At 71.8% G+C, this 12,340-nt stretch carries 8 protein-coding genes; 1 reads left to right on the top strand and 7 read right to left on the bottom strand.

What is annotated here, in order from left to right:
• Positions 1-104 precede the first annotated feature (104 nt).
• Positions 105-1,316 carry a triacylglycerol lipase gene (locus tag E0504_RS40055; RefSeq protein ID WP_235013725.1) on the bottom strand — a complete coding sequence of 404 codons (1,212 nt, stop codon included), beginning with the start codon at positions 1,314-1,316 and terminating at the stop codon, positions 105-107.
• Between the two features lie 138 nt (positions 1,317-1,454).
• On the bottom strand, positions 1,455-3,800 hold the full coding sequence (locus tag E0504_RS40050) for an MMPL family transporter (RefSeq protein WP_131626939.1): 2,346 nt from the start codon (positions 3,798-3,800) through the stop codon (positions 1,455-1,457).
• 378 nt (positions 3,801-4,178) lie between these two features.
• Here E0504_RS40050 and E0504_RS40045 point away from each other — a divergent pair, with 378 nt between their 5' ends.
• Positions 4,179-5,111: an aldose 1-epimerase family protein gene (locus E0504_RS40045; RefSeq protein WP_112105177.1), complete on the top strand. Its 933-nt coding sequence runs from the start codon at positions 4,179-4,181 to the stop codon at positions 5,109-5,111.
• Between the two features lie 440 nt (positions 5,112-5,551).
• Here the strand turns inward: E0504_RS40045 and E0504_RS40040 are convergent, their stop codons facing one another.
• The 5 genes from E0504_RS40040 to E0504_RS40020 form a co-directional block, all read right to left on the bottom strand.
• Positions 5,552-6,445: an IS982 family transposase gene (locus tag E0504_RS40040; RefSeq protein ID WP_112105178.1), complete on the bottom strand. Its 894-nt coding sequence runs from the start codon at positions 6,443-6,445 to the stop codon at positions 5,552-5,554.
• 121 nt (positions 6,446-6,566) lie between these two features.
• A complete protein-coding gene (locus E0504_RS40035) occupies positions 6,567-7,064 on the bottom strand; it encodes a VOC family protein (RefSeq protein WP_131626938.1) in 498 nt (165 codons plus the stop codon).
• Positions 7,065-7,220: 156 nt separating this feature from the next.
• The gene (locus E0504_RS40030; RefSeq protein ID WP_165938761.1) at positions 7,221-10,286 is read right to left on the bottom strand and encodes a TIR domain-containing protein; all 3,066 of its coding nucleotides are present in this window, start codon (positions 10,284-10,286) and stop codon (positions 7,221-7,223) included.
• 415 nt (positions 10,287-10,701) lie between these two features.
• Positions 10,702-11,763: a non-homologous end-joining DNA ligase gene (gene ligD / locus E0504_RS40025; protein WP_112105181.1), complete on the bottom strand. Its 1,062-nt coding sequence runs from the start codon at positions 11,761-11,763 to the stop codon at positions 10,702-10,704.
• Positions 11,741-12,310 (bottom strand): hypothetical protein, encoded by a 570-nt coding sequence (locus E0504_RS40020; protein WP_112105182.1) that lies wholly within the window; start codon positions 12,308-12,310, stop codon positions 11,741-11,743. The genes ligD and E0504_RS40020 overlap by 23 nt, the downstream gene beginning before the upstream one ends.
• Positions 12,311-12,340 lie beyond the last annotated feature (30 nt).

The raw sequence follows: 12,340 nt of genomic DNA, 5'->3' as shown, positions 1-12,340 counted from the left end.
GCATCCGTCCAGTCTTGCGCCGGCATGTCGGTCAATGGGTTCGACGGACTGGTCGGCCGGAGCCGCGGGCGGGCGGTCCGACTCCCCGCCCGCCCGCGCCCGGGTCACCGCGCGATGCGGTCGATGACCCACCTACCGAGCTGCTCGGTCATCGCCGAATGCGCCGTGGCACGCGACGAGCACAGGAACTCGTCCAGCTCGCTCTCGGACGGGGACAGGGCGTTGATGTCGGTGTAGAGGTCGTCGTTCGTCTCGACGCCGCGAACCGCGACCGCGCTGACGGACGGCACGAAGCACACGATCCGGTGTGCGACGTCCACGCCCTCGCCGGCGTCCTTGAGCGCGTCCGCGAGAATGCCGAACGAGTCCAGGGTGCCGCCGGGCGCCCCGTCGATGTCGGGGAAGTCGTTCGTGGTGATGTCCTTCTCCCCGAGCAGCCCACGGAGCTCGGCGACGACCCGGTCGCGGCCACCGGCCTGCGTGTACAGGACGCTGTCCTTGAAGAACGGCCCGGTACAGCGCAGCGCCTCGACGCCCGGCGGGATGCCGTTGCGCCGGGCGTCGCCCACACCGTTGGCGACCCCGATCTTGCGGGGCCGCTGCGGCCAGCCGCCGACCCGCTCCAGGGCCTTCAGGAACTCCACGCGAAGGGGATCGACGCGCGGCTGGTCGTCGGCGTTCTCGATGTGCCGCCAGACCAGCTGCCGGGAGGCAGGGCTGTTGACCTGCTTCGAGAAGGCGTCGTGGATCGGGGCGAGGATGTGCGCGATCGCCTGCAGCGAGATCGGCACGGACGCACCACGGTGCGGGCTGTCGAAGGACAGGTAGAGGGCCGTCTGGTGGTCCATCCGCTCCATCTCGAGCTTGGCGAGGGCGTAGCGGGTGACCAGGCCACCCATGCTGAACCCGCCGACCGTCAGCGGCTGGTCGCCCTGCCGCTCCCCGATGGCACGGAGAATGATCTCGGCGACGACCCTGGCGTTGTCGAGAATCGACGCGCTGCGCTCGTCGAAACCGATCAGGACGACGTCCTGGCCGCGCTCACGCAGCTCGGTCAGGAAACGGAACGGATCGCCGTCGAGCCCCTCCCACAGCCAGTCGAAATCCGTCGGCCCCATGTTGAAGCCGTCGGCGAGCAGGACGGGGCGAACCAGTCCCTTGTTCCCGGCCCCGAGCCAGACCCGGGCCGTACCGCCTTGGACCTTCCATTCCATGTCGGGCTTTGGCGCACGCACACCGGCCTGTGCTCCGGCCGGGGTGACCAGCCCGACCGGACCCATCGCCTTCTTTATCTTGTTCAGATCCTTGGCAGCCACCGATGAATCTCCTCCCCGTACGGCGGACAAGTACGCGAGGAGTATTACCGGAAACCCGGGAGATCGCCGCCCCGAGACAATTCGCCCCAGGGACAGTTCGCCCCGGGGAAGTTCGCCCCGGGAACGATTATGAAACGACTACCGATGGGCGGCGGACGCCTTGGCCACGGTCGCCGCCTCGGGCTCGGCGGCCCTGGCGGCGGCGCCCTGTCTGCGGCGCAGCGCGCGATCACCCTGCCACCGCTGCCCCAGGTGCACCGACGCGGGCAGGATGGCGGCGCGCAGCACGACGGCGTCCACGGCGACCCCGATCGCCAGGCCGCACCCGAGCATCTTCAGCGTTCTGGACGGCTGCGCCGCGATCGCGAGGAACACGAACAGCATCACGAAATTCATCGTCAGCACCACATGCCCCAGGTCGGCGTGGCCCCGGCGGACGGCGTCCCGGCCGTCGCGGATCGGGTCGGGCCGGGCGCCGTCCCGGCGCCGGGCGAAGGCCCGGCCGATGCCCCGCAGCGCTCCCCCACGGCCGGTGCCGGTGCCGGAGCCGGCCGGATCGGTGCCGCCGCCCGCACGCAGCCGGGTGAGCAGGACCAGGTTCATCCCCGGGGCCAGCCCGAAGACCGCGAGCATGATCGGCACGAGCACGAACGGCTCGGCGGGGCTGGTCATGACGCCGAGGCGGCGCGCGATCTCCTCGTCCTGGAAGAACACGCGCAGCATGCCGGCGGAGGCCAGCACGCTCAGCACGGCGGCCGCGCCGAGCACGGAGGCGAGCGGTATCGACCCGGCGACCGCGAACGTCACGAGGCCTATGGTGAGCAGCACGACGGCCAGGAACAGCGGCAGGGTCGAGCGGAAGCTGCTCGCAGCGTCGTCGAACATCGCGGTGGGCCCGCCGACGGCGGCGTTGGTGACACTGCCGCGCAGCGCCGTGGGCAGCACGTCATCGCGCATCCGTCGCACCAGGTCGCTGGCCTGCGGGCTGCGCGGAGCGGCGGCGGGCAGCACGCGCACGATGGCCGGCCCGAGGCGGGGGTCGTCCAGTGACACCGCGGCGGTGCGCACGCCCGGGGTCGCGCGCAGCACCGCGGCGACCTCCCCGGGCTGGACGATCCGTCCCCCGCCCGGCACGCTCCTGGGGTCACCGCGGTCGACGGCCACCAGGATCGGGCCGTTCAGACCGGGAAAGAAGCCCTCGCTGATCAGGTCGTAGGCGCGCCGGGTGGTCATCGAGGTCGGGTCGGTGCCCGCGTCGCCACCGCCGAGGCGAAGCCCGTCGGTCTGGTTGGCCAGCGACATCAGCAGGACCCCGGCCGCGACGACGACCAGCGCCGGGTACCGGCCGACCTGCGCGGCCCACCAGGAGCGCACACCGGGCCGCCGCGCCAGGCCGGCACCGGCCATCGCCAGGTAGTGCCGTTCGGCCCAGCCGAGCAGCCGCACCCCGCCGGCGGCGACCAGCGCCGGCAGCAGGGTGAGGACGACCAGGACGGCCAGCGCGGCGGCCCCCGACGCGGCGAGTGCCAGGCCACCGAACCCGCTCAGCCCGAGCGCGGCGACCGCGAGCAGGGCGAGGCTCACGCCCAGGCCACCGACGGCCACCGCCGCGCCCGTGGACGTCGTCGCCGACGCGGCGGCCTGCAGCCGGTTCTGCCCGCTCAGCAGGGCCGACTGGGCCCGGTGCACGACCACCACCGCGCTGCCCAGGCACGTCCCGAACGCCAGGACCGCGGCAGTGACGGGAGCGAACGGCGGCAGCTGGGTGGTGTGCGACAGGCGCGCGGTGACGGCGACCGCCAGCAGGGTGCAGACCGCCGCTGGCAGCAGGCACACCAGCATGCCCAGTCGGGACCGCAGCGTGACGCCGAGCAGGACGAGCGCGGCGAACGCGGCGACGACGAGCGGGGCCAACGAGAGCTGCGCTGACCCGATCATGGTGGCCCCCGACCCGGACGCCTCGACCTGCAACTCCGGGCCGTCGTAGGCACGGGAGGCCTCGATGACCCGGTGCACGTCGTCGAGGTCGGGCTCGAGCGCGCCGCCGTCCATCAGGACGGAGATCAGCGCGGTGCGCCGGTCGGCGCTGATCGGATCCACTCCCGCGGTGGCGGCGCCCAGCGGCCCCGCCGGGTCGGCGACGAACGTGACGCCGGGCAGCCGGCCGACCTCCGCGACCAGGGCGGTGATCCGGTCGCGGGCGCGGCCGCCGTCAACTGTGCCGCGGCGGGCCCGGACGACGATCGTCTCGACGTCGGGGAGATGCCGGCCGGGTGAGGCCCGCGCGACACCATCCATTGCCCTCGCGGATTCCGAACCGGCGGGGGCGACTTCCTGGGTGTACCGGGCGCCCCCGTCCCGGATGTAGTGGACGGCGGGAACGAGGGCGACCAACCAGGCCGCCAGGACGAGCCATCGGTAGCGGGCACAGCAACGCGCGAGAAGTCCCACGAACCCGGCGAGCTTCTCGGGCCTGTCGGTCATTTGAACACCCTAGAACGGCAGATAATCGACCAATCCGCCGTTAGTGGGGTCGTCCACAATAATCCGGACACTCATCTTTTCCGGCGCACAGACCACCGAGACACCGGGCGCCGCCCGAAACACCGATAAACAAGACGAAAGTGTAATCCTGGCGGCCGGTGGCGGGGGAGAGATCGTCCCGGGCGCGTAACCATGCGCCTCGCCGGTGGCTGGGCGGCGTGATGCTGTGGCGTCGCTCGCCCGTGAGAAGGCCCACCCGGCACCGCCGACGCCCGGCGCGACGCCGGCGGGTGCCATCGCGATGATGGAGCCGGGCCACCCGGTCCCGTGGCGCCAGGCCACGGGCGTGCGGGCAGCCACGGGGACGGAGGCAGTGCGGTGGAGACGACAGCGCCGTCCGGGCGCCAGCTCGAGCTGGTCCACGGCGAGAGCCGCGCGGTGGTCACCGAGGTCGGCGGCGGCCTGCGCGACTACCGGGTCGGCGCCGTCACGGTGCTCGACGGCTACGGCCCCGGGGAGATGGCCGGCCGCGGCCGGGGGCAGCTCCTGCTGCCGTGGCCGAACCGGGTCGCCGCCGGCCGCTACACCTTCCGCGGGACGAGCCACCAGCTCCCGGTGAACGAGGTGGCGCTGGGCAACGCCAGCCACGGCCTGACCCGCTGGCTCGGCTGGGAGCTCGAACGCCTGGACGCGGGCGCGGCGCGGGCCCAGGTCGTACTGCGCGCCCAGTCGGGGTACCCGTTCACCGTCGCCTTCTCCGCCCTGTACCGGCTGGACGGCGACGGGCTGACCGTCTCACTCACCGCGACGAACCTGGGCGACACCGCGGCGCCGGTAGGCATGGGCGCCCACCCGTACTTCGTCCTCGCCGGCGCGGACGGATCACCCGCACCGGCCGACGACATGACGGTCACGGTGCCCGCGGCGACCCGCCTGCTGACCGACGAGCGCCTCATTCCCGTCGGCGCCGAGGAGGTCACCGGCGGGCCGTTCGACCTGCGCGACCCCCGCCCGCTGGGCGGGCTGGTCCTCGACACCTGCTTCACCGGTCTCGAGCGGGCGGCGGACGGCCGGGCCCGCGTTACGCTCACCGCGGCCGGCGGCAGCCTGACGATCTGGCAGGACGCCGCCTGGCCCTTCGTCCAACTGTTCACCGGTGACACCTTTACCCCCGGCGAGCGGCGGCGCAGCATCGCCGTCGAGCCGATGACCTGCCCGGCGAATGCCTTCAACAGCGGTAACGGGCTGCGCGTGCTCGAGCCGGGCGAGTCGTTCGGCGGCTCCTGGGGGGTGTGCCCCAAGCTTCGCTGAGCACGGCGTGGTACGTGGGCGTCGGCGTCGTCAGCAACAACCCGCAAGATTATCTGACGCCTTGCCCGACCGGTCTTCGACGGTGTACCACTCGGCCTGTCGGCTGGAAGATTCCAGCCGACAGGCCGAGTGGTACTGCTCACCGCCTGAACGACTGGCCGTACGTGCAAGCGACTTTCGGATCAGCCGAACAGGAAGAGCCGCCTAAATGAACCAGGCGAGGAAATCGATGGCGCACTGAACCAGACCCAGAAGCATTGAGTCCTCCTTTGCGTGTCGCGTTATTCGGTAGTGAAAATATTTTCGCGAAACGCCGCGACTGTCACGCTTTCGGTCATAGTGTTTTTGGTTGCCATCTATAAGGGTCTCGCCGACCAGCTCAACGGCTGCGAAGCACCGGCCTTGGCAGATGTGCCACTAGACGATCAAGTCCGATGTCTTCAGTGATCGAATGCGACCAGCGACCGCATGATCGGCGCGCCGGTCTTGTGGTTACGCCAGATCGCGGCGGCCATTGCGAGGATGCGCTGGGCGACGCGGACGGCGACGCCCTCGAAGGTGCGGCCGCCGTGCTGCTCCAGGTCCAACTGGCCCTTCATCGTGTCGTTCACCGACTCGATCAGCTGCCGCACCGACTTGAGCAGTCCCTCGCCCTTGCGCTTCCTCTCCCGCTTGAACGACGGGCGCAACAGGGTGATGCCGCGCAGGGCGAGGTCGTTCTCGAACTCCTTGGAGGCGAAGCCCTTGTCGGAGATGAGCAACAGCCGCGGCCGGTCGGCCACGAGGCCGGCATCGATGTCGAGCATGGCCTGGAGCACCTCGCGCTCGTCGAGTTTCGGGTTGGCCAGGGCCCACAGGATCGGCATCCCGGTCGGCGCACAGACCAGGTACAGGCGCAGGCCCCAGAAGAACCGCGAGTGGGAGGCGCAGTATCCGTATCCGGCCCACCCGGCAAGGTCCGACCGCTTCACCGTCGGCCGCGACATGCCGCACGGCACCGGCGTGGAGTCGACGATCCAGTGATTGTCGAACCAGAAGTCCGTGTCCGCAGCCAGCATCCGTATCGCCTTCTTGACCAGCGGCAACGCCGCCTTGAGGCGCTTGTTGTACCCGGACTGCTGCGGCAGATACGGAAACATCGAGGACATGTGCGAGTTCGCGTAGCGCAGCCAGCGCGTCTCGGAACCGAAGCCCAGCAGAGCCTGAGCGACCGCGAGCGTGACCAGCTCCGCATCAGTCAACTGCGGTGGCCTGCCCATCCATCGGCCTGTCGCCAGTTCGTCGTCGATCTTCACATACAGTGCGGTCAGCAGGGTGTCCAGGTTGTTCGTCACACAACGATCTTGGTCACCCTCTTCACGTTCCTGGACACTCCGGTCCCGCCCGCCGGCGGGCGGCGCGATGGCTGGGGGCCGTGCTCCAAGCCGACGCCCTCGCCAACGCATAGGCACGTTGTCAGCCGAGGTCAGAGGCCCGGCCGGGGAAGAAGTCGGCGCTTTGGACGTACTCCATCGCCTTGGTGAACTCCGGGTCGCTGAGGCGGTGTTCCATCTCCTGCGGGCTCAGATCCTCCACACGGGTCTGGATCCAGTACAGGTTGCCCAGCGGATCACGCACCCGCCCGACCCGGTCACCGAAGAACAGATGGGTGACCTCGGTGACCGAGGTGCCGCCAGCCGCAACGGCCTGACGGTGCACGGCGTCGGCGTCCTCGGCGTAGAGGCGGAGGAAGCCGGGGGTCGGCGGCCACTCCGGCCGCGCGTCGAACAACATCACCACCGAGTCGCCGATTCGGACCTCCGCATGCTCGACGCTTCCGTCCTCACCGGTGAGACAAGCGAGCTCCTCCGCGTCGAAGGCCCTCTTCATGTAGGCGATGAGCTGCACCGTGTCGCGAGAGATGATCCACGGCGTCACGGTGGTGTAGCCCTGGGGAACCGGCTTGACGGACATCTGACTGCCTCCTGGAGCGCGAACCACAACTTGCTGAAGACGCTAACCGCGATATAGGTCAGTTTCTGTCCTATACGGGCGCCAATGGCATCGTGACCAAGGCGCGCTGAGGCGGAACCCTGCGAGACGGGTCAGTCAGACATAGGACTTGATCGTCTAGCGGGCGAGCAGCAGGTCGAACTGGGCCTGCGCGGCCTCGGGCGAGTCGCGCAGCAGCCGGACGAAGCGGCGGACGGCCTCGACGCCCTCGGCCGCGTAACGCTCCTCCAGCACGTCGGCCCCGCGGTACGGCCAGGACCGCAGCGAGCCCGACCGGATGTAGCGGGCGCACTCGTCCCACATCCGCGGGTCACGGCGGTAGAAGTGCCGCTGCGTCCACGCTGCCAGGGCCTCGTTCAGCCGGGAGGCCGCCGTCCACGCGGGTGTGCCGGCCGCACCGGCCCGGGCACCGTGGTCGTCCAGGCCGGTGGCGATCGCCGCGTGGGCGTGCTCGTGCACCAGCGCCATCTCGCAGAACGCGGCGGCCCGGTCCCAGGTCGGCTCGTCCACGACCGCGTCGCCACGCAGCGAGGCCGCGATCCGGCCGAAGGCACCGGCCCCCATGAGCACGGCCGGCGCGGACGTCGGCACGAGCATGCCGGAGCGCCCGAACCGCCCCGCCCCGCCGGTATGCCGGAAGACACCGAAGGCGGGCGCGCCGGAGCGCAGGTAGTCGGAGACGACCCGCTCCCGGGTGTCGACCAGCAGCCGGAGATCCTCCAGCGCGGCGACGAGCCGGGCCCGGAATGCGTGGTCGACCGGCGGGTCGACGACCACGCCGCCCACCGAACGCTCGATCGCCCCCGCGGCGCGCGGCCCCAGCTCGGCGACCAGCCTGGCGCGTACCTCGGGGTCGATGCGATTACGCGAGCTCGCCCGGATGTGCCGGTCGACGTAGCGGGTGACCAGCTCGCAGTACAGACCGGCGAAGCTGGGGAAGTCCTCGGCGCAACGCTGGCGCCAGATCAGGGGCGGCTCGGGGCCGTCGCTGAGGTCCGTGGGCTGCCCCGCCAGGTAGCGGCGGGCGTTACGGACGAAGCCACCCGCCGCCTCCCGCCGAACGTGCTCAAGGTCGGTGCCGGGCCCGACGTCCAACACGTGGGAGTGGAAGATCAGCAGAAGCTCGCGGACGCGGCCGGTCACCGCCTCGTCCTCGACGTCGAGCACGCCGGGCAGGATGTCACCGGTGTTCTCGTCCGCGAGGTGCCTTGCGTCCGGCTCGCAGTTGCGGCGCAGGCTGGTGACCGTCGTGTCGTCTGTGACGTAGGTCGGCGGCGGGTAGTAGCGCAGGCCGGTGAGATCCTCCAGGAACGGCACGACCGTGCGCAGCGACTCCCCGATCCGTTCGACGTTGCCGCCCGACAGCGCCGGGACGAGCGAGAAGACCGGGAAGGTGACGTCCACCCACCGCGGCACCGTGCCCGCGTCGCGCCGATCGGCCGCCTCGCCGCCGGGACCGCTCGCGTGGCCCGGGCCGCTCGGGCCGCTCGGGCCGCTCGGGCCGCCCGAGCCGCTCGGGCCCTGCGGACCGCCGGACGCGGTCGGGCCCGGCGGGACGGGAGCGGCGTCCGCGGCGGCGCCGGCACGGGCACCCGCGGCGCCAGGGCCCGTGCCTGCGCTCGCCCGGGCGAGGTTCGCGAGGCGGTCCAGCGCGGTGGACCAGCGATCGACCTGCCGGAACGGGAGATCCACGAGCGGCAGCGGCGGCTCGGGTACCGGCCGGGACCACTGGAACGGGAAGACGAACGCGCCCTCCGGTCGGCGGTTCGCGGCGACCTCCAACGCCCGGCGCCATTCCTTCTCCACGTAGTCCGCCGCCGCGGAGGCCGGGGACCAGAAGAGCGCGAAAAGGTCGGCGCGCTCGATCGCCACCTCGAGTTCGGGTTTCCACTCCCGGGCCCCGTCGACGTCGAGGACGTCCATGAACAGGGTGATGCCCAGCGTCCGGTAGATCTCCCGGAATCGGCGGGCGATGTCGATGTCGGCCCACGCGTAGGAACCGTAGATCTCGCGGAACATCGGCGCCGAGCCTGTCACCGTCACCGGCGTTGTCGACGGGTCCGCGGCGGTGGAGACGGCGAGATCCAGCGGAATCCGCGCGACGGGAAGGCCGTCGAGGCTGATCTGGACATGCCCGTGACAGCGCTCATCGCCGCCGTCGCCCGGCGCGTGGATGACCTCGAACGAGGCCGTCTCCGGCTCCGGCCCCCATACGACGGGAATCCGCGGTGGCCGGAAACGCAGATGGGGAACCGCGGGGGTGATTTCGAGCTCGGTCCCGGCCGGAATCGATCCGGGCGCCGCGGACACCCCGACGGTGACCGGCCGCCACCCGAGCGCGGAGGCGGCCGCGGGATGACGCGCGGTGAACCGCACCGCCGACGGCTCGGCCGGAACGACCGGCGGAACCGGCTCGCCCGGCGCCACCGGGACGGGCGCCGTCGGCTCGGCCGCAGCGGTTCCGGCCGCCGCGGCGCCAGCCGCTGCCGTACCGGAGGCCGCGGTGGAGGCGGGCCGCGCACCGGGCTCCGCCGCCGCCGGATCGGCGGGCACGACCGACTCCGCCGCCACGGTGGGCTCCGCCGTCACTACCGGCTCCGCGGGCGCGGTGGGCGCGACTGGTCGTGGGCGGCCGAAGGTGTTCCGGCGCCGGGTGGCCGGCCGGCCGGACTCCGCCTCGGCCTGCCGGAGCTGCCACGCGGCGCGCCGGCCGGCGGCGGCGACGGCGCTCGCCAGGCCGCCCTCGCCCATCGCGGCCTCCCAGGCGCCTCCGGTGACACCGACGATCGCACCGGCCATCTCGCTCACCCTCCGCGATGGGTCGAGCACGACGACGTCGACCGTGATGCGGGCACGCGCGCAGTCGTAGGCGGCCTGGAGCAGGTCCCCTGGTGCCGTGAGGTCGTCGGTGACCAGCAGCAGGCGGACGAACAGCGGCTTCTCGGTCAGCTCGGCGACGTGTAGCCGGGCCCGTTCCAGCGCGGCGGCGAGATCGGTGGCACCGGTCGGGGCCGCAGTGCGCAGCGTGCGCTCGAAGGCTGCCCGCTCGCCGGCCAAACCCTGGTAGACCACGTCGGCGGAGTCGACGAATCCGACCAGGACGGTCGGCATGTCCGGCGGCAGGGTGGCCAGCGTGTTCGCGACGCTCTCCACCGCGACATCGAGCTTGCGCCGGCCGACCACTCCGTGCTGATCGGAGCCTGGTCGCTCGCCACCATGCTTACCGGAAACTGAATTTTCGGGAACAGCCTGGTCAGGGCCCTGATCGGGGGTAGCTGAGCCGGCTGGAGAGCGCCCGTGGCGACGTCCGGCGAGGTGCGGGAAAGTCCGTGGGCCGGCGCCGCGCCGCGCACTTCCGCGGCGGCCGAACAGTGGCCGGGCGGAATCGACGGCGAACGGCTCGGTCATGGACGCCGAATGGTCTAGCAGAACAATCCACACCGCGCCGACTCCCCCCTGACCGACGGCAACCGGAACGGGACCTCGGGTATGTGGATCAGCGTACGCGAGCGGTGCGACGGCGGCGGTTACGGGCTGTCGGCCGTAACCGAAACTGTCGCTCCGTCTCCGGCCGTCAATCGTTACGGGCCACCGGCCGTCAGCGGGGTTTCTTCGCGCGGCTCGGCTGCACGCGCCGCGGCTCACCCGCCATCTTCGGGTGGTCGGGCGGATAGGGCATGTCCTCGAGGCCGTGCTCGCGCAGGTCGCGCTCCCACCGCTCGAGCAGCGGCGTGAGATCGTGCGCCGTCTCGTCGATGCCCGCCCAGAGGTCACCGAGGCGCGCGAAGCGCTCGGGCACCGTGCGGACGGTGAAGTCACGCGGCTCGGCGTCGGCGAGCTCGTCCCAGCCGAGCGGGGTGGAGACCGGTGCCCAGGCACGCGCCCGCGCCGAGTAGGCCGAGGCGATCGTGCGGTCGCGGGCATTTTGATTGAAGTCGACGAACACCTTCTCGCCGCGCTGCTCCTTCCACCAGGCGGTGGTCACCAGGTCGGGTCGGCGTCGCTCCAGCTCCCGGGCGAGCGCGATGGCCGCCTGGCGCACCTCGGTGAACGTCCACCGTGGCTGGAGCCGGACGTACACGTGCACGCCACGGCCACCGCTCGTCTTGGGCCAGCCCACCCAGCCCAGTTCGTCGAGCAGCGCGTGGGTCTCGGTGGCGACGGTCACCGCGTCGGCGAAGTCGGTGCCCGGCTGCGGGTCCAGGTCGATGCGCAGCTCGTCGGGATGGTCGACGTCGCCGCGCCGCACCGGCCACGGGTGGAACGTGATGGTGCCCAGGTTCGCCGCCCAGGCCACGACAGCCGGTTCGGTCACGCAGATCTCGTCGGCCGTGCGCCCGCTGGGGAACGTGATCCGCGCCGTTTCCACATAGGACGGCGCGTTCTTCGGGACGCGCTTCTGGTAGAACGCGTCGCCCGGTGCCCCGTCGCGCTGGGTGAGCTGGGCGCCCTCGACCACGCCGCCGGGCCACCGCTCCAGCGTCGTCGGCCGCAGGTGCAGGGCCCGGACAAGCCCGTCGGCGACCGCAATGTAGTAGCGGACAAGTTCGATCTTGGTGACGCCGGCCTCGGGGAAGTACACCCGGTCGGGATTCGTCACCCGCACCGACTGGTCACCGACCACCAGCTCGACCGGCTCACCGTGCCTGGACACCACCATGGGGGGACGGTAACCCCGAGGTCCGACGAGACACGGCCTGGCGGACCGCAATCCGCGGAGACGGTCGCGGCCGGCGGTGGCGGCGCAGTGGCAGGCGGTGGCGGTGGCGGCGGCGGCGCCTCGGGCGAGGCCGGGCCGCACCCGCCGACCTGTGCGCCCGGCGGAGATGTCCCGGCTCTGGCTGCCCCGGCCCGATCGTCCGCCGTGCTCCGCCGGCCGCACCGGCCGCGACGATACGGGCGACCTCCGCCGCCAGCCGGGAACCGGGCTGGAGGTCGCTGACAGCACGGGACAGCGCGGCGAGCCCGCCCGGCTCCTCTGCGAGCTCGTCCACAAGCGCGATGAACCACAGGCGCGTCATGTCGTACTCGACGAGGTGCAGCCGGCGGCCCGGACCAAGGCGCCGAGCGATCCTGTCCCGCAGCAGGCGCCGCGCGGACGTCCCGGCAAAGCCGGGCGCCGCGTCGAGGACGTCCACCAGAGTGCCGCGGAACGAACAGCTGAGGTCGGCCGGAGCGGTCGTCCCCTCCGGCGGCTGCGTGCTCAATGTGCGTTCTTCACCGAAGGGCACTCCCGC

The sequence above is a fragment of the Parafrankia sp. BMG5.11 genome (assembly GCF_004337455.1).
This window is presented reverse-complemented; position numbering and strand designations above follow the sequence as displayed.

Bases quoted from the DNA above. Each gene is read 5' to 3' on its own strand.
- E0504_RS40050 (WP_131626939.1), bottom strand. From the start codon at position 3,800: ATGACCGACAGGCCCGAGAAGCTCGCCGGGTTCGTGGGACTTCTCGCG.
- E0504_RS40035 (WP_131626938.1), bottom strand. From the start codon at position 7,064: ATGTCCGTCAAGCCGGTTCCCCAGGGCTACACCACCGTGACGCCGTGG.
- ligD (WP_112105181.1), bottom strand. From the start codon at position 11,763: ATGGTGGTGTCCAGGCACGGTGAGCCGGTCGAGCTGGTGGTCGGTGAC.